The sequence below is a fragment of the Roseovarius sp. EC-HK134 genome (genome assembly GCF_902498815.1).
Taxonomy (GTDB): Bacteria; Pseudomonadota; Alphaproteobacteria; order Rhodobacterales; family Rhodobacteraceae; genus Roseovarius; species Roseovarius mucosus_A.
Genome location: NZ_LR701544.1, coordinates 20,917 through 38,424, shown reverse-complemented (window position 1 = coordinate 38,424; position 17,508 = coordinate 20,917). Strand labels below are relative to the sequence as shown.

General features: G+C 62.0%; 19 protein-coding genes and 1 pseudogene. 14 read left to right on the top strand and 6 right to left on the bottom strand.

Features of this window, described 5'->3' with window-relative positions; translation table 11 throughout:
• Positions 1-74: 74 nt before the first annotated feature.
• The gene (locus GC127_RS04285; protein ID WP_008279092.1) at positions 75-527 is read right to left on the bottom strand and encodes a YqaA family protein; all 453 of its coding nucleotides are present in this window, start codon (positions 525-527) and stop codon (positions 75-77) included.
• Positions 528-569: 42 nt separating this feature from the next.
• On the bottom strand, positions 570-1,142 hold the full coding sequence (locus tag GC127_RS04280; RefSeq protein ID WP_008279091.1) for an NYN domain-containing protein: 573 nt from the start codon (positions 1,140-1,142) through the stop codon (positions 570-572).
• A 146-nt stretch (positions 1,143-1,288) separates the two neighbouring features.
• On the opposite strand from GC127_RS04280, the gene folK reads away from it, so the two are divergent.
• The 13 genes and pseudogenes from folK to recO all read left to right on the top strand — a co-directional run bounded on the left by folK (position 1,289) and on the right by recO (position 11,787).
• Positions 1,289-1,855, top strand: a complete 567-nt coding sequence (gene folK / locus GC127_RS04275; protein WP_151976677.1) for a 2-amino-4-hydroxy-6-hydroxymethyldihydropteridine diphosphokinase — start codon at positions 1,289-1,291, stop codon at positions 1,853-1,855.
• Between the two features lie 79 nt (positions 1,856-1,934).
• Positions 1,935-2,288: a DNA-directed RNA polymerase subunit omega gene (gene rpoZ, locus GC127_RS04270; protein ID WP_081506823.1), complete on the top strand. Its 354-nt coding sequence runs from the start codon at positions 1,935-1,937 to the stop codon at positions 2,286-2,288.
• 30 nt (positions 2,289-2,318) lie between these two features.
• Positions 2,319-4,445 (top strand): bifunctional (p)ppGpp synthetase/guanosine-3',5'-bis(diphosphate) 3'-pyrophosphohydrolase, encoded by a 2,127-nt coding sequence (locus tag GC127_RS04265; RefSeq protein ID WP_008279088.1) that lies wholly within the window; start codon positions 2,319-2,321, stop codon positions 4,443-4,445.
• Between the two features lie 23 nt (positions 4,446-4,468).
• Positions 4,469-5,145: pseudogene (locus GC127_RS04260) on the top strand (DUF2062 domain-containing protein).
• A 39-nt stretch (positions 5,146-5,184) separates the two neighbouring features.
• Positions 5,185-5,934 carry a pyridoxine 5'-phosphate synthase gene (locus GC127_RS04255; protein WP_008279086.1) on the top strand — a complete coding sequence of 250 codons (750 nt, stop codon included), beginning with the start codon at positions 5,185-5,187 and terminating at the stop codon, positions 5,932-5,934.
• Between the two features lie 22 nt (positions 5,935-5,956).
• A complete protein-coding gene (locus tag GC127_RS04250; protein WP_151976675.1) occupies positions 5,957-7,435 on the top strand; it encodes an alpha/beta hydrolase in 1,479 nt (492 codons plus the stop codon).
• The gene (gene acpS, locus GC127_RS04245) at positions 7,432-7,842 is read left to right on the top strand and encodes a holo-ACP synthase (RefSeq protein ID WP_008279084.1); all 411 of its coding nucleotides are present in this window, start codon (positions 7,432-7,434) and stop codon (positions 7,840-7,842) included. The genes GC127_RS04250 and acpS overlap by 4 nt, the downstream gene beginning before the upstream one ends.
• Positions 7,843-7,895: 53 nt before the next feature.
• A complete protein-coding gene (lepB, locus tag GC127_RS04240; RefSeq protein WP_008279083.1) occupies positions 7,896-8,726 on the top strand; it encodes a signal peptidase I in 831 nt (276 codons plus the stop codon).
• Complete coding sequence (gene rnc, locus GC127_RS04235; RefSeq protein ID WP_008279082.1) at positions 8,723-9,406, top strand: ribonuclease III; 684 nt, start codon at positions 8,723-8,725, stop codon at positions 9,404-9,406. The genes lepB and rnc overlap by 4 nt, the downstream gene beginning before the upstream one ends.
• A 4-nt stretch (positions 9,407-9,410) precedes the next feature.
• Positions 9,411-9,734 carry a hypothetical protein gene (locus tag GC127_RS04230; RefSeq protein ID WP_151976673.1) on the top strand — a complete coding sequence of 108 codons (324 nt, stop codon included), beginning with the start codon at positions 9,411-9,413 and terminating at the stop codon, positions 9,732-9,734.
• Positions 9,735-9,803: 69 nt separating this feature from the next.
• Positions 9,804-10,709, top strand: coding sequence for a GTPase Era (gene era / locus GC127_RS04225; RefSeq protein WP_008279080.1), 906 nt, complete (start codon positions 9,804-9,806; stop codon positions 10,707-10,709).
• A gap of 4 nt (positions 10,710-10,713) precedes the next feature.
• A complete protein-coding gene (locus GC127_RS04220; RefSeq protein ID WP_008279079.1) occupies positions 10,714-11,046 on the top strand; it encodes a DUF1491 family protein in 333 nt (110 codons plus the stop codon).
• Between the two features lie 6 nt (positions 11,047-11,052).
• The gene (recO, locus tag GC127_RS04215) at positions 11,053-11,787 is read left to right on the top strand and encodes a DNA repair protein RecO (RefSeq protein WP_151976671.1); all 735 of its coding nucleotides are present in this window, start codon (positions 11,053-11,055) and stop codon (positions 11,785-11,787) included.
• Positions 11,788-11,943: 156 nt separating this feature from the next.
• Here recO and GC127_RS04210 read toward each other — a convergent pair whose 3' ends face one another.
• The gene (locus tag GC127_RS04210) at positions 11,944-12,729 is read right to left on the bottom strand and encodes a sulfite exporter TauE/SafE family protein (RefSeq protein WP_151976669.1); all 786 of its coding nucleotides are present in this window, start codon (positions 12,727-12,729) and stop codon (positions 11,944-11,946) included.
• Positions 12,730-12,894: 165 nt separating this feature from the next.
• Here GC127_RS04210 and GC127_RS04205 point away from each other — a divergent pair, with 165 nt between their 5' ends.
• On the top strand, positions 12,895-14,583 hold the full coding sequence (locus GC127_RS04205) for an acyl-CoA dehydrogenase family protein (RefSeq protein WP_199861191.1): 1,689 nt from the start codon (positions 12,895-12,897) through the stop codon (positions 14,581-14,583).
• A gap of 38 nt (positions 14,584-14,621) precedes the next feature.
• Here GC127_RS04205 and GC127_RS04200 read toward each other — a convergent pair whose 3' ends face one another.
• The 3 genes from GC127_RS04200 to GC127_RS04190 all read right to left on the bottom strand — a co-directional run bounded on the left by GC127_RS04200 (position 14,622) and on the right by GC127_RS04190 (position 17,503).
• Positions 14,622-15,584 carry an SLAC1 anion channel family protein gene (locus GC127_RS04200; protein WP_008279075.1) on the bottom strand — a complete coding sequence of 321 codons (963 nt, stop codon included), beginning with the start codon at positions 15,582-15,584 and terminating at the stop codon, positions 14,622-14,624.
• A 5-nt stretch (positions 15,585-15,589) separates the two neighbouring features.
• Entirely contained in the window at positions 15,590-16,288 is a 699-nt protein-coding gene (locus tag GC127_RS04195; protein ID WP_151976665.1) for a fumarylacetoacetate hydrolase family protein, read from the bottom strand.
• A gap of 72 nt (positions 16,289-16,360) precedes the next feature.
• Positions 16,361-17,503 carry an alpha-D-ribose 1-methylphosphonate 5-triphosphate diphosphatase gene (locus GC127_RS04190; protein ID WP_151976663.1) on the bottom strand — a complete coding sequence of 381 codons (1,143 nt, stop codon included), beginning with the start codon at positions 17,501-17,503 and terminating at the stop codon, positions 16,361-16,363.
• Between the last annotated feature and the right edge of the window lie 5 nt (positions 17,504-17,508).

Sequence of the window (17,508 nt, the reverse complement as noted above, 5' to 3'; positions counted from 1 at the left end):
GCTTCGCTAGTCCCCGGCCAAGCATTCCGCGCGGTCCTGTTCTTGCTGCACGCGACAGTAAAGTCACCGCCCCCTCAGCCCATTGTCTGCGCTGTGATCCAGGCCAACACGATATAGCGCCCGGTTTTGGCAATCGTGACCAGCACGAGAAAGAGCCAGACCGGCGTGCGCAGAACCCCGGCGATCACGGTAAAGGCATCGCCCAGAGGTGCCCAACTGAGCAGCAAGGTCCAGACCCCCCAACGGGCATACCAGCGTTCGGCCCGCGCCATTTGCGCTGCATTGGCGGGAAACCAGCGGCGGTGACGAAACCGCTCGATGCCGCGCCCCATGACATAGTTGACCACGGCCCCCAGCGTGTTGCCGATGCTGGCCACCACGACGAGCGCGGTCAAGGATAGGGTGCCCGCCAGTTGCAGGCCGACAAACACCACTTCGGATTGAAAGGGCAGGATGGTCGCCGCGCCGAATGCAGCCGCGAAAAGCCCGGCCATTTGCGCAAAAACGCCCGGATCACCCATGCTCATGCAGGGGTGATCCGGGCGCTGATGTGGTGCCTAACGGGTAGGTCACTCGGTCTCGGCATAGGCCTCTTGGCGGTCGTTCTGGATGTCGCGCGGCGGTCGGCCGATAACATCCTTGAGATCTGCCAATTCTATGAAATTGTCCGCTTGGCGGCGCAAATCGTCCGAGATCATCGGCGGCTGGCTTCGGATGGTCGAGACCACGGAAACACGCACGCCCTGACGTTGCAGACTTTCGACCAAGGGTCGGAAATCGCCATCGCCGGAGAACAGCACAACATGATCAACACGCGGTGCGAGTTCCATCGCATCCACCGTCAGCTCGATATCCATGTTGCCCTTGACCTTGCGACGGCCTTGGCTGTCAGTGTATTCCTTGGCCGGTTTCGTGACCATGGAATAGCCATTGTAATGCAACCAATCGACCAAAGGGCGGATCGGTGAATACTCGTCATTTTCCAACAGTGCAGTATAGTAAAAAGCGCGCAGCAACTTGCCACGGCGCATGAACTCGGATCTCAGCAACTTGTAGTCGATGTCGAACCCAAGCGCCTTACCGGCGGCATAGAGATTCGATCCGTCTATGAACAAGGCTAAACGCTCGTCCTTGTAAAACATCTTAAATGTCCTTCCGAATGGTCATGTCTTGCCTGGGAGTGTGTGAGTGGTGTGAGTGGTGAAGGCAGGACAGAGTAACAGCGATAATTAGGGGTTTAGAATTCTGCATGCAAGGGCATGTTACGTCAGGATAAGATAGGGGAGCGATGACTTTGGATCAACAATGCTTGATCGCGATGGGTGGAAACTTGCCGTTCGGTGCGTCGCGCCCCGAGGCGACCCTCACCGAGGCCCTTGTGCGATTGCGCGTAGAGGGGGTCGAAATTCTCGGTGTGAGTCGGTTTTTTCGCACACCGGCCTTTCCTGCCGGGGCGGGTCCGGATTTTGTAAATGCGGCGGCGGTGCTGCGTGTTGCGCAAGAGCCAGAGGCGTTGCTTGCGCTTTTGCACCGGGTTGAGGCGGCCTTTGGTCGCAGGCGCGAGACGCGGTGGGGGCAACGGACGCTGGACCTCGACCTGATCGCGGTGGGGGGGCGTGTGCTGCCTGATCTTGCGGGGTTCGAGGCGTGGCAAAGGCTGACGCCCGATGAGCAGCAAAGCCGCGCGCCCGACCAGCTCATCCTGCCGCATCCGCGCCTGCACGAGCGCGCTTTCGTCTTGGTGCCGCTTGCGGATGTCGCCCCCGACTGGGTGCATCCCGTGCTGGGGCGGTCGGTGCAACAGATGCTGAACGACATGCCGCAAGCCGCGCGCGACGAGGTCGAGGCGCTTTGATTCTCTGCTTGTAAATCCCGGTTTGACACCCTAAATACAAGGCTTCTTGAAATCTGCCCTAACCCGTCCCGGAGGTCTGATGGCCCGCGTTACCACAGAAGATTGCGTTGACAAGGTTCCGAACCGTTTTGATCTGGTGATGCTTGCCGCACACCGCGCCCGCGAAATTGCGGCGGGATCGCCTTTGACGGTGGACCGTGACAACGACAAGAACCCCGTTGTGGCACTGCGTGAAATCGCAGAGGAAACGCAGGCGGCGGATGATCTGCGCGAGCGGCTGATCGAGTCGAATCAGACTCAGATCGAAGTCGATGAGCCGGAAGAAGATTCCATGGCCCTGTTGATGGGCGGCGATGTGGACAAGCCTGACACCGACGACATGTCGGAAGAAAAGCTGCTGCGCGCCCTGATGGAAGCACAGGGTCAGGGGTAACTCCGGCCCCTACGGCAAGGCGCGACCCCGATGATCGCCGTTGACGACCTGATCACGCTGGTGCGCCACTATAATCCCCGCACGGACGAGGCATTGATACGCGCGGCCTATGACTTTGGCCGTGCCATGCACGAAGGGCAGTTTCGCCATTCGGGCGAGCCCTATTTTACCCATCCCGTTGCCGTGGCCGCCATCCTGACAGAGCAGCGGCTGGACGATGCGACAATCATCACCGCCCTCTTGCATGACACGATCGAGGATACCAAAGCCTCGTATCAGATCGTGTCAGACAAGTTTGGCCGCGAGGTGGCTGATCTGGTGGATGGCGTCACCAAGTTGACCAATCTGCAACTGTCGAACTCCGAAACCAAGCAGGCCGAGAACTTTCGCAAGCTGTTCATGGCGATGTCCAAGGATTTGCGGGTCATTCTGGTCAAGCTGGCCGACCGTCTGCACAATATGCGCACCATCAAGGCGATGCGCCCTGAGAAACAGGCGCAAAAGGCGCGCGAGACCATGGATATTTATGGTCCGCTGGCGGGGCGCATGGGTATGCAATGGATGCGCGAAGAGCTGGAGGATCTGGCCTTTCGCGTGCTCAACCCCGAGGCACGTGCCAGTATCATCCGCCGCTTTATCACCCTGCAACGCGAGACCGGCGATGTGGTCGAGCGGATCACCGGCGACATGCGGCACGAATTGGACAAGGCGGGCATTGAGGCGGATGTGTTTGGCCGCGCCAAAAAGCCCTATTCGATCTGGCGCAAGATGCAGGAAAAGGAGATGGGGTTTTCGCGGCTGTCGGATATTTACGGCTTTCGCGTGATCACCCGGTCTGAAAATGATTGCTACCGTGCGCTTGGGGCTATTCACCAACGCTGGCGCGCGGTGCCGGGGCGGTTCAAGGATTATATCAGCCAACCAAAATCGAACGGCTATCGGTCGATTCACACCACCGTTTCGGGGCGTGACGGCAAGCGGGTCGAGGTGCAGATCCGCACGCAGGCCATGCATGATGTGGCCGAAACCGGCGTGGCTGCGCATTGGTCCTATCGCGATGGGGTGCGGTCTGAGAATCCCTTTGCCGTCGATCCGGCCAAGTGGATTTCGAGCGTCAGCGAGCAGTTCGACGCCGAGGAGGATCACGAGGATTTTCTCGAAGCGGTCAAGCTCGAGATGTATGCGGACCAAGTGTTCTGCTTTACCCCCAAGGGCGATGTGATCAAACTTCCGCGTGGGGCCACGCCGATTGATTTTGCTTATGCCATTCACACCCGGATTGGTCATGCCTGTGTCGGGGCCAAGGTGGACGGGATGCGCGTGCCGCTCTGGACACGGGTCAAGAATGGCCAATCGGTCGAGGTGATTACCGCCGACGGGCAGACGCCACAGGCGACATGGCTTGATATTGCCACCACCGGCAAGGCCCGCGCCGCCATCCGGCGGGCCCTGCGCGAGTTGGACCGTGATCGCTATATCAAGCTGGGGCGGGAATTGGCGCGTTCGGCGTTCGAGCATGTGGGCAAGAAGGCCACCGACAAAGCCTTGGAGGCTGCGGCGCGCACGTTGCGTCTGCGGGATGCCGATGAGGTGCGCGCGCGGTTGGGCAGTGCCGAGTTGACCGCGCATCAAGTGTTGCATGCCGTTTACCCGGATCTCATGCCTGAGGCGGGCAATGAGGTGACGCGCGACCGCGCGGTGATCGGTCTGGGCGCGGATCAGAGTTTTGAGCGGGCCCGCTGTTGTCAGCCGCTGCCGGGCGAGCGTATCGTGGGCATCACCTATCGCGGGCGGGGCGTGGTGATCCATGCCATCGACTGTGAAACCCTGTCGCAATACGATCAGCAGCCTGACCGTTGGATGGACCTGCATTGGCACACCGGCACGCATCCGGCGGCCTATGATGTGACGCTGGATCTGACCATTGGCAACGATGCCGGGGTTCTGGGGCGGATTTGCACCTTGATCGGCGAGCAGAAGGCCAATATCTCGGACCTGACATTCGTGGACCGGAAACCGGATTTCTATCGTCTTTTGATTGATGTCGAGTTGCGCGATGCCGAGCATTTGCACGGTGTGCTCTCGGCGCTTGATGCGGAAAGCGATGTCGCCGCTGTCGAGCGCTATCGAGATCCGTCCCGCGTGGGGGCGGGCTGACATCAACCCGAGGAGCCGCGCAGGTGGTATTCAGACGTCGTGACAGACGCCCCTGGTGGAAGGTTATTGCTGGGTTTCTCTGGCCCAAGGGCGGGTGGGGGCGTTCAGCTATGTCCGGCATCGCCTGAACCGTTTGCCCGATCCGCCCGACCGCATCGCGCGCGGTATTTTCGCAGGCGTCTTCACGACCTTTACCCCGTTTTATGGTTTTCATTTCATCGTGGCGGCCACGCTGGCGTGGATTTTGCGCGGCAATATTCCGGCGGCCCTGTTGGGCACATTCTTTGGCAATCCGCTCACATATGTGCCCATCGGGGTGGTGTCGCTTCAGACCGGGCACGCGATGCTGGGGCGCAGCACCTTGGCCGAGGATGAGATCAGCCGCTCGCTCGGGGGAAAGTTTCTGGATGCCGGGGATGACCTGAAGAACAACTTTCTGGCAATCTTCATGGATCACAAGGCGGATTGGAGCGGTCTGAAGCTCTTTTATGACGATGTGTTCTTTCCCTATATGATCGGGGGGATTGTGCCGGGGATCGTTACGGCACTTGCGGCCTATTACATCAGCCTGCCGGTGATCACCGCCTATCAGCACCGCCGCAAAGGCGCGCTCAAGGCCAAGTGGGTGGCGATGAAGGAAAAGAAGGCGGCCAAGGAAAAACAGGCGCACAAGGCTGACGAGGCGGGAAAACCGGACTAGGTTACGCCTCGAGTCGCGGATCAATCACGGGAGAAGCCGATGTCGGCAGGAAAGAAGCTACGCCTAGGCGTGAATATCGACCATGTGGCAACGGTGCGGAACGCGCGTGGTGGGGCCTATCCGGATCCCCTGCGCGCGGCGAGGATTGCGCAAGAGGCGGGGGCTGATGGCATCACCGCCCATCTGCGCGAGGATCGGCGGCATATCTCTGATGCGGATATCGACGGGCTGATGGAAGTGCTGACGGTGCCACTCAATTTCGAGATGGCCGCGACCGACGAGATGCAGCGGATTGCCCTGCGCCACAAACCGCATGCCGTCTGCATCGTGCCGGAAAAGCGCGAGGAACGTACCACCGAGGGCGGGCTGGAAGTGGCGCGCGAGGAAAACCGGCTGGCGCATTTCATAGCGCCGCTGCGCGAGGCAGGGTGTCGCGTGTCGATCTTTATCGCCGCTGACAAAAGGCAGATCGAGGCGGCGCATCGCATCGGGGCCGAGGTGATCGAATTGCACACCGGCGCCTATTGCGATGCCCATGCCGAGGGGCATGTCGACGCCCGCGACCGCGAGTTGGAGAGCCTGCGCGAGATGACGGCCTATGCCCATTCTCTGGGGCTAGAGGTGCATGCGGGGCATGGATTGAACTATGAAACGGTAAAGCCGGTCGCGGCCTTTCCCGAGGTGATGGAGCTCAACATCGGGCATTTCCTGATTGGCGAGTCGATCTTTCGCGGATTGGGCCCGGCCATTGCAGAGATGCGTCGGCTGATGGACGAGGCGCGGGGGTGACGGTGCGCGGGGGCGCTCTGTCATGACATTGCGCGCCCTTTTGGCCGTTTTGGCCACGGTTTTGGCATGTCTCGCGCTTTGGCAGCTTGAGGGGCAGCGGCGTGGCGTGGACATCGCGAGCTTCACCGTCTCTGACACGCCGGTGACGCGCTATGCCATGGCCGGTGCGGATGGTCCGGTGGTGGTGGTCGCGCATGGCTTTGCCGGGTCGCGGCAGATGATGCAGGCATATACCCTTGATCTTGCACGGGCGGGATACCGGGTTTGGGCGTTTGATTTCGAGGGGCATGGGCGCAACCGGGTGCCGATGTCGGGCGATGTGAACAGTCTTGACGGCACGACACGGCTTTTGATGGCGCAGACGGGCCGGGTGGTGCGGGCCGCGGTGGCGCAAGAGGCTTGGGCGGGTGAGGTTGCGCTTTTGGGGCATTCCATGGCGACCGATATCATCATCCGCACCGCGCTAGAGGAAGACCGGGTTGGTCCCGTGGTGGCGATATCCGCCTTTTCGCAAGCAGTAACGGAGACCGAGCCGGACACTCTCTTGCTGATCACCGGGGCGTGGGAGGCGGGTTTGCGTGGTTTCGCCCGCGAGGCGGTGGAGATGGTCACGCCCGGCGCGGGGGAGGGCCAGACCGTGCAGGCAGGGGCTGTGACGCGCCGCGCGGTGGTGGCCCCTTTGGCCGAACATGTGGCGGTGCTGCATAGCCGTTTGGGCCGGGCCGAGGCGATTGCATGGCTCGATGCCGCCTATGGGCGCGTGAGCGATGTCGCGGTGCGGGCGACTGGGCCGTGGTTTCTGGCGTTGATGTTCGCGATTGTGGCCCTTGCCGCGCCGCTGGCGCGCCTTTTGCCGCAGCGCGCGCCGCCCGCGCGCAAGGCCATGCGGTCACGGCAATTCGTGTTGGTGGTTCTGGTGCCGGCGCTTTTGGCTCCGCTTTTGGCGGTGCAGGTGGAAACGCGGCTTTTGCCGGTCTTGGTCGCGGATTATCTGGCGTTGCATCTGGCGCTATACGGGGTCTGCCAACTGGCGTTCTTGTGGGTTATGGGGCGACGCCCAGAGGGGCTGCGCCCTGTGGCGGTGCTGGCGCTGCTGGTGTGGGGCTTGGGCGTGTTTGGGTTTGCGCTGGATCGCTATGGTGCAAACTTTTGGCCCACGCCCGAGCGGCTTGCGATCATCATGGCGCTAAGCCTTGGGGCCGTGCCCTTTATGCTGGGGGATGCGGTGCTGGCGCGCGGTGCGCCGCTCTGGCAGAGGCTGGCGTCGCGGGCGGGCTTTATCTTGTCCTTGGCTCTGGCCATTCTACTGGATACGGAGCGGCTGTTTTTTCTGGCGATGATTGCGCCGGTGATCCTGCTCTTTTTCCTGATATACGGGCTGATGGGGCGTTGGGTGGCGGCGCGGGCCGGGGCGACAAGCGTTGGCGTTGCGCTTGGCCTCATCCTTGCTTGGGCGCTTGGCGTCAGTTTTCCGCTGTTTGCACCGGGGGTAACGGGATGATCTTGGGGATTGGCACGGATCTGGCGAATATCGAGCGGATCGCGCGCACGCTGGAGCGGTTTGGCGACAGGTTTCGCAACCGGGTGTTCACCGAGGTGGAACAGGCAAAGGCCGAGCGCCGCGCCGATGTGGCGGGCACCTATGCGAAACGGTGGGCGGCGAAAGAAGCCTGTTCCAAGGCGCTTGGCACGGGGTTGCGCATGGGCATCGCGTGGAAGGATATGGCGGTCACGAACCTGCCCACGGGCCAGCCGGTGATGCAGGTCACGGGCTGGGCCGCGACGCGTCTGGCCGAGATGACGCCACCGGGGCATGAGGCCATCATCCATGTGACCCTGACCGACGATCACCCTTGGGCGCAGGCCTTTGTGGTGATCGAGGCGCGGCCCGTCGCACGGCCTGCTTGACACCTTGGTCCCGGCCCCGCATGTAGCGCCGGAGAGATAGCGGAGGACGCCAAATGGCCGCCACAGGCAAGACATCGAGCTCTATCTGGGAAACTGTGAAAACGGTGTTCTGGGCCCTCGTGATCGCGGGGCTGTTTCGCACGCTCTTTTTTCAGCCGTTCTGGATTCCCTCAGGGTCGATGAAAGATACGTTGCTGATTGGTGATTTTCTCTTTGTGAACAAGATGGCCTATGGCTATTCCTATGCCTCTTGCCCGTCGATCCGGGTGGGCGGGCTGAACATCGACGCGCAAAAGATCTGCGCCTTCATCGACGGTGACAATACCCGCATCTTTGGGTCAGAGCCTGAGCGCGGCGATATCATCGTGTTTCGCCAGCCGACCGATGGCACCGATTTCATCAAGCGGGTTGTCGGCTTGCCGGGGGACCGCATCCAGATGAAAGAGGGCGTGTTGCATATCAACGAGGCTGCCGTCGGGCTGGAACCGGCCGGTGATTTTGTTGAGGAATTCACGCGGCAAGGGCCGCTTGGTATCCGTCCGCGTTGCGAGAATGGCGTGGTGGGCGAAGGGGCGGATTGCCTCAAGTCGCGCCAGATCGAGACGCTGCCCAATGGGCGGTCGCATTCCATCCTGAACATCGGCGACCAGCGGTCTGATAACACGGGCGTCTTTACTGTGCCTGCCGGTCATTATTTCTTTATGGGCGACAACCGCGACAATTCCACTGACTCGCGCTTTCCGCAGGCGGTGGGCGGGGTTGGCTTCGTGCCATTCGAGAACCTGATCGGGCGTGCGAACCGGGTGGTTTTTTCCTCGGCCGGGCGGTCGATGCTGGCGTTCTGGACATGGCGCAGCGACCGTTTCTTCAAGAGGCTTGAGTGAAGCTTTCGGCGGATATCAAGGCGTTTCAGGCGCGGCTAGGGCATGAGTTTACCAATGCCGCGCTGTTGGTGCGGGCGCTGACCCATTCGTCGATGGCGACGCCCAATCGGGATGACAACCAGCGGCTGGAATTTCTGGGCGACCGGGTGTTGGGCCTTGTGATGGCTGAGGCGCTCTTGTCGCAGGATCAAGGGGCCACCGAGGGCCAGCTTGCGCCGCGCTTTAACGCACTGGTGCGCAAAGAGGCCTGCGCCGATGTGGCGCGCGAGATCGACCTTGGCGGAGTTCTCAAGCTGGGCCGTTCCGAGATGCTCTCTGGCGGGCGGCGCAAAGAGGCGCTGTTGGGCGATGCGATGGAGGCGGTGATTGCCGCCGTCTATCTTGATGCCGGGTTTGAAACGGCGCGCGGGGTTGTGCTTCGGCTCTGGGGCGCACGGTTGGGCGCGGTCAAAGAAGACGCGCGCGATGCCAAGACAAGCCTTCAGGAATGGGCGCAGGCGCGTGGATTGCCGCCGCCCGATTATGTTGAACTTGCCCGCAAGGGGCCAGATCACGCGCCGATCTTTACCATTTGCGCGCAGTTGAAAAGCGGCCAGCGTGCCGAGGCGACGGCCGGTTCGAAGCGGCAGGCGGAACAGGCGGCGGCACGCGCGCTTCTGGATCAATTGCAGGCGGAGTGAGCGGGTGCGCGGGCTTGCCTTATTGGCTGTGACGCTGTCCTTGGCGCAGATTGCCAAGGCACAGGAAGCGCCGATAGATGCCTGGACGCTCCGCAAATGCGCGCTTTATGCGCAGGCGACCGAGGATGCCTTGGCCGCGCTTGGCCCAGAGGGGCTAAGCCCGCAATTTCTAGAAGAAAACCGTGCTTTCATCGCCTCGGGCTGTGTTGGGCATGTGCGGATTTGTGCGCAAACGGCGCAGGACTATGCGTTTGCCGATCTTCTGACCATGATGACCATGAACGAGGGCATGGCCAGCACCTTTGTTCCCTTCGGCTGCGACAACTGACGCTCTGCTCTGGTCGCGGGGCGGCAAATCGGCTAGAGCCTGTCAATCACAACAGTCGAGACGCATCCCATGACCACGCGCGCCGGATTTATTGCCCTGATCGGAGAGCCCAATGCGGGCAAATCCACCCTGCTCAACCGCATGGTGGGGGCCAAGGTCAGCATCGTCACACACAAGGTTCAGACCACCCGCGCCCGTATTCGCGGCGTCGCGATGGAGGGGCAGAGCCAGTTGGTATTCGTGGACACGCCCGGCCTGTTCCAGCCGCGCCGCAGGCTGGACCGGGCGATGGTTGCTGCCGCTTGGGGGGGCGCTGCGGATGCCGATGTGGTGATCCTGTTGATCGAGGCGCATCGCGGTGTGACCGAAGGGGTGGAGCGTATCCTTGAAGGGCTGACCGGCATCGCCAAAGGGCGCAAAGTGGCGCTGGCCATCAACAAGATCGACCGGGTGCAAGCACAGGTGCTGCTGGCGCTGACCAAGGACATGAACGAACGCTTTGCCTTTGAAAAGACGTTCTTAATTTCGGCTGAGCGCGGCCATGGAGTAGATGATCTGCGGCAGTGGCTGGCCGGTGAGGTGCCCGAGGGGCCATGGCTTTACCCTGAGGATCAGATCGCTGATCTGCCGATGCGGATGATCGCCGCCGAGATGACGCGCGAAAAGCTGACGCTGCGGCTTCATCAGGAATTGCCCTATCAATTGACCGTCGAAACCGAGAACTGGGAAGAGCGCAAGGATGGCTCTGCCCGGATTGATCAGGTGGTCTATGTGGTGCGCGACGGGCATAAAGGGATCGTTCTGGGCAATAAGGGCGAGACGATCAAGGCCGTCTCGAAAGCCGCGCGCGAGGAGTTGGAAGAGTTTCTTGGCCGTCGTATCCACCTGTTTTTGCAGGTAAAAGTGCGCGAGAACTGGCAAGAGGAATCCGAGCGGTATTCCGAGATGGGCTTGGATTTCAAGGACGGGAACTAGGGGCATGGCCCGGCTGAGCGCGCGGTTTTGGGTAGATGCCTATCTGACGCGGCTCAGGGGGGCGGATATCCCCGCCTTTGTGGTGGCGCATGGCGATGACACGGGGGGGGCTGTTCTGGTCAAGCTCAACACGTTGGATGGAAAAGGTGTTGTTTTTCAACGCTCTATTGATCTGATGAGTGGTGCGCGCGTGTGGATGACCTTGGCCGAGGGCGCAGAGGCCGAGGTGGATGCGGCGATTGCGCGGCAAAGGGGCTATGATCCCGACCTCTGGGTGATCGAGGTGGAGGACCGGGAGGGGCGGCATTTGCTCGATCAGGACGGATTGGGAGGCTGAGGGCCGATGGATTGGCGCGATCAGGGTATTCTTCTGAACCGCCGCCGACATGGGGAAAGCTCTGTAATCATTGAGGTTTTTACGCCAGAGCGGGGGCGGCATGCGGGGGTGGTGCGCGGCGGTGCGTCGCGCAAAATGGCCCCTGTGTTGCAACCGGGCGCGCAACTTGATCTGGAATGGCGCGCGCGGCTAGAGGATCATATCGGCACATTCCGGGTTGAGCCTTTGAAATCAAGGGCTTGGACCATGGGCGACCGGATGGCGCTGGCGGGGTTGAATGCGGTTTGTGCGCTGTTGCTGTTTGTGCTGCCCGAGCGAGAGGCGCATGCGGAGCTATACCGCAAGACATTGATCCTGCTTGATATTCTGGACCAACCCGAGATTTGGACGTTGGCCTATCTCAATTGGGAAATGGCGCTGTTGGAAGAGATGGGCTTTGGTCTTGATCTGCGGCGTTGTGCGGTTTTGGGCGAAAAGGCCAATGATCTCAGTTACATATCGCCAAAAACCGGGCGGGCTGTGTCGCGCGCGGGGGCGGGCGAATGGGCAAACCGGTTGTTGCCGTTGCCGCCCTGCCTGATGGGGCACGGCCCGGCACCGGATGCGGAAATCCTGCAAGGGTTTGAAGTCACAGGACATTTCCTAAAAAACCACTTGGCGCCGCAACTGGGCAATCGGCCCTTGCCCGAGGCACGGGCGCGCTATGTGGCGCGGTTCGCAGCCGAGGTGGCAAAGGGCTGAGCCGCGCGTAAGCTTTGTAAGGTTTGGGCCCAGATTTTGTAAGGTTCCGGGGCCGGTCACATCGCCCCGGCCTCCGAGCCGGGGCCTCCAACCCGCCGTGGCGAGGTCCCGGGTCAAGCCCGGGACGGGTGTGGTCTTGATGGGGCGCAGCACGCCCTAAAGTAGCATCACCCCACGCCGGATGAGATTGAGCCCGGCAATCAGCAGCACCCAGAGCGTGATCTTGCGAAAGGTGGTCTGATCGAACCGGTCCTGAAGGCGAAAGCCGATCCAGATGCCGAGGAGCGCTGGGACGACCATCGCCGCCGAGAGCGGCAGGGTTTCGGCGCGCAACACGCCCGAGCCGATATGTGCGCCAAGCAGCACCAGCGCGCCCAGACCGTAGATCACGCCCTGCACGCGCATCTGTTCGGTTTTCTCGGTGCCGCGCGCGATCAGCATGGCGACGGTGGGCGGGCCCCAGATGCCGGAGAGGCCGCCAAAAAGACCGGCGAGCGCCCCCATGCCCGCCTCGCCCTTGATCCCCGGTTCCGGGGGCAGGCGCAAACCGCGTCCCAGCAGGGTCGAGGCGGCGTAGAGTGTGATCAACGGGCCGATAAAGAGCAGCATCACCGAGGGCGGCAGCACCGGCACCAGTTGCGCCGCGCAAACCATGACCAGACCGCCCGCAATGAGGAACACCCGGAAATGCGCAATCGAGGCGATGGCGGCGCGCGTGCCTTGGCGCAGAGCCTGCCAGAGGTTTGTGGCCAATGTTGGCAATATCAGCCCGGCCAGTGCCAATTCGGGGGGCATCATCGTGCTGAGCCCTGCGATCATTACCGTGGGCATGGCAAAGCCCACCACGCCCTTGACCATGCCCGCGCAGAGCGCCACGGTAAAGGCCATGGCCCAACCCCAAAGCGGATTCCAGAGTGGGCTTATGTCGAAAAATGCGTCCATTTCGCCTCTTATCATGGCGTTTGGGCGGCTGACCATGGCGATAGCGCTGCGCTGCAAAAAATCAACGCGCAATTTTAGATCAAAACCCTGCGACAAAAAGCATAATAGTTGCGCTGCACCTGCATAATGGATAAAAGGCACGAGATTAGGAAAAGGATGCGATTCATGGCACATGACGGACAGGATCTGGCGATGGCACAACCGATCATTCTGGGCGATTTGCTGGCCCTGACCGGCGTGGCGCTGGCGCCCGCCGAGGCGCTGTTAGAGCGGGCCACGGGCGCTGTTCGCGCGCTGGTGACGGTGGATGGCCGGGTTTCGGGGGCTGCGATTGAGGCCAATCAGACCGCGGCGCATGGGTTGGCGTGGCTTGCGACCTATGTCGAGGCGCTGCGCCAGATGCAGCTTTGGGCGGTGCGGCTGGACGAAAAGGGCGAGTTTGGCGAGGTCGAGCAACTGATCCTGCAAATCGCCTTTGGCGAATATCTGAGCCAGATCGCAGGCGGCATCCAGATGAATCAGGGCGAAATGGTGCGCCTTCAGGATCTGGGCCTTGGCCCGGATGATGCGCATCTGTTGATGGACCCCGCCGCCACGATGCTGATGCAGGCGGGCAATACCCAAGTGGCGCGCAGCCGGTTGGTCGAGCTGATGCAAGAGCGGTCGGCAGAGATCACGGTGGGGCGCAGTGGCCTTGAGGAAGAGCTGGAGATGATCCGCGCGCAATTCCGGCGGTTCTCGGTCGAGAAAGTCGAGCCGCATGCGCATGAGTGGCACCTCAAGGATGAGCTTATCCCGATGGAGATCATCGAGGAACTGGCGGAAATGGGTGTGTTTGGCCTGACCATTCCCGAGGAATTCGGTGGTTTCGGCCTGAGCAAGGCGTCGATGGTGGTGGTTTCGGAAGAGTTGAGCCGGGGCTATATCGGGGTTGGGTCCCTTGGCACCCGGTCTGAGATTGCTGCCGAATTGATCCTTTGTGGCGGCACGGAGGAGCAAAAGGCCCATTGGCTGCCAAAGCTCGCCAGTGCCGAAATCCTGCCGACGGCCGTGTTCACGGAACCCAACACCGGATCGGATCTGGGCAGTCTGCGCACCCGTGCTGTCAAGGATGAGAATGGCGATTGGAAGGTGACGGGCAACAAGACCTGGATCACCCACGCCGCGCGCACCCATGTGATGACGCTGCTGGCGCGCACCGTGCCCGACACCACCGATCACCGGGGGCTGTCGATGTTTCTGGCCGAGAAAACCCCCGGCACCGATGAGGCCCCGTTCCCGACACCCGGCATGACCGGCGGTGAGATCGAGGTTTTGGGCTATCGCGGCATGAAGGAATACGAACTGGGATTCGATAATTTCCATGTGAAGGGCGAGAACCTGCTGGGCGGCGAAGAGGGCAAGGGATTCAAGCAGTTGATGGAGACGTTTGAATCTGCGCGCATTCAGACTGCCGCCCGCGCCGTAGGTGTGGCGCAATCGGCGCTGGATGTGGCGATGAAATACGCGCAGGACCGCAAGCAGTTTGGCCGCGCGCTGATCGAGTTTCCGCGTGTGTCGGGCAAGCTTGCGATGATGGCGGTCGAGATCATGGTGGCGCGGCAACTGACCTATTTCTCGGCGTGGGAAAAGGATCACGGGCGGCGGTGCGATCTTGAGGCGGGGATGGCTAAACTGTTGGGTGCGCGCGTGGCCTGGGCCGCCGCCGACAACGGGTTGCAGATCCATGGCGGCAATGGCTTTGCGCTGGAATACACGATCAGCCGGATTCTCTGTGATGCGCGTATTCTCAATATCTTTGAGGGCGCGGCAGAGATTCAGGCGCAGGTGATCGCGCGGCGGTTGTTGGGGTGAGAATAAGCCGGGGTTCGCGTGAGTGAGCCCCGGCCCTGTCAATCCGGCTGAAAGATGGCACCCGCGCGCAGGGCCTTGAGCGTGCGCCAGAGCAGGCCCGCGATGATCACGCAGAGGGCCGCCAAGAGGGCGAGGCCGATCAGCCGATGCGCGGCAGAGCCGCTTTCACGTGCATAGGTGAAACTGGCGATGGTCACGCCTGCCATGGGAAAGCTGAGCGCCCAGAAGGCCAAGGAGAATTGCAATTTCAAGAGCTTGGGCAATTGTACCGCGACGATGAGCGTAAAAAGATAGGCGCAATTGAGCAGCACATGGGCAAAGGGATCGACGCCGCCCACCAGTTCCACCCAAGCAAGAAACCCGACCGAAGGCGGGGCGATCAGGATCACCAGCGAGGGTTGCAGGCGTTCGGGCAGGGGATCGTGAAAGATCAGCCGGTTCATCACCAGTGTCAGCAGGACGATCCAGAAGACGAGACCGACGCTGGTGAAGAACCAGCTTATTTCCGGGTAGCCAAGGGGCACGCCCGCGATTGCCACGATCACATTGCCCACCGCCGGGATGAACCATGCCGGTGAGAGGTGCCCGTGTTGGAACGCGCGCGCGCTGATCCAGCCACTGACCACGGCGAGGGTCAGGATCAGCTGCATCGGCACGGCGATGAGCCATAGCACATGCGCAATGCCCGGCGCGGGGGCGAGCATGACGATGGACATCAGCACCAATGCGATGGAAATTGCCGGAAAGAAGGCAAGTTTCACGGGGTGACTCCATTCGGCGACGACCGCTGCGGGGTGGCGGATCGCCTTGGCGAGATAGCCAAGCGTCACGGCGGCAAAGACCGCCATGGTCAACCCATGCGCCGCCCATGACAGTGCGTGGGTGAGGCCGAGGGCCTCTTCGCCCGCGCGAAGCGCGAGGGTAAAGCCGCAAAGCCCCATGACGATGGTAAAAAGCGTCACGGGCACATATTGCAGGCGGCCTTGGGCCGGGTTTGTCATCGGGTTTACTCTGCGGCGGTGATGGTAAGGGTGAGCGGGGCCAGACCGTCAATCTCGCCCAAGAGCACATTACCGGGCAGCACGGGGCCAACGCCCGCTGGCGTGCCGGTATAGATCAGGTCTCCGGGGGCGAGATGATAAAAGCGCGACAGATGGGCGATGATTTCGGGCACGGACCAGATCATATCGGCCAGCGTCGCCTCTTGTGTGATGCGCCCGTCCACGGAGAGGCGAATGGTTTGCTCCGCGATGTCGCCAAACTCGGCCTTTGGGGTGATTGGGGCGATGATCGAGGCGTTTTCGAAATCCTTGCCGATGTCCCAGGGGCGGCGCTTTTCCTTGGCCACGCCTTGCAGGTCGCGGCGGGTGAGGTCGATGCCGCAGGCATAGCCATAGACGGCGTTCATCGCCTCGGCTGCGCTGACGCGAAAGGCGGAGGCGCTGAGCGCCACGACGAATTCCATCTCGTGATGGCAATCCGAGGTTTCGAGCGGATAGGGGATGCTGGACCCGCTGAGGCAGAGGGTTTGGGGCGCCTTGTTAAAGTAGAACGGCGCTTCGCGGTCCACCTCATTGCCCATTTCGAGTGCGTGGGCGGCATAGTTGCGCCCGACGCAGAAGATGCGCTGCACCGGATAGCCCTGATCCGTGCCGGTGATCGGCACCAGAGGGGGGCTGGGCAGGGTGAAGAGCGGTTGGGTCATCGGGGCCTCCGGCGCAAGCGATTGAATTCGCGCCCGTTATGCGCCCCGATTCGACGGTTGTCAAAGCAGGCCTCAGGCGACACGGGCCCCTTGCGACCAGACACCGCGCAGCGCCGGCGCGCCGCTGCGCAGGCGAAAGCGGATGAGGTCGGCGCGGGCGTTTACCGCCAGTTGGCCGCGATCCGAGAGGCCCACGGCGCGGGCGGGATTGGCGGTGACGGTGGCAAGGCCGCGCGCCATATCGCCCCACCGCGCGCCCAGTTGCACAGCCCCCAAAAGCAGCGCGGAGGGCACGTAATCGGACGAGAGGATATCGAGAAAGCCCAGATCGGCCAATTCCCCCGCCGCGACATTGCCAGAGTGTGATCCGCCCCGGATGAGGTTGGGCGCGCCCATGATGACCGCGATATCATGGGCGTGGCAGGTGCGTGCGGCCTCGACCGTGGTGGGAAACTCGGCCAGCCGGATGCCGTAGCCGCCGGACACGGCCACCTGTTCGGCGGTGGTGTCGTCATGGCTGGCCAGCACCGCGCCATAGCGGGCGGCATGGGCCACGGCGGCGGCCTCGTGGCGGTCGCCATGCGCGGCGCGCAGCGCCTTGAGCTGGGCCACGTGTTCGGCGAATTCCGCATCCGTGAGGGCGTGTTTGCCCTTCATGTATTCTTCGAGTTTTGTCAGGTCGCGGAATTGGCGCTGCCCCGGCGTATGGTCCATCAGGCTGACGATGCCGACGCGGTCCGATGGGCCGAATTGTTCCATCTCTTCTTCCAGTGTTTCGGAACAGACCTCGGCGCGCAGATGCAGGAAATGGCTGATCTTGAGCGCTTCCTCGGCGCGCAGACTGAGGAGTTCGTTGGCGAGACCGCGCGCGTATTTGCTGTAGCGCCCGACGCCGGTGGGGATCGACCCCACGCGCATTGCGTCAAAGACGGTGGTGATGCCGACGCTGGCCAGTTCCGCGTCATGGGCGAGGATGGCGGCGTGATGCGGCCAATCCACCTTGGGGCGGGGTTGGATATGCCGCTCCAGATTATCGGTGTGCAGCTCGATCAGGCCGGGGGCAAGGTAATCGCCTTCGCAATCCACCGCACCGGGTGGCAGGGCTGTGCCGCTGTCGAGAGCGGTGATTTTACCGCCCTTGATCTGCAGCGCGCCGGGGATCACCTCGTTTGGCAGAATGAGGAGGGCATTGGCGAGAATGATGTCTTCTGTCATTTGGA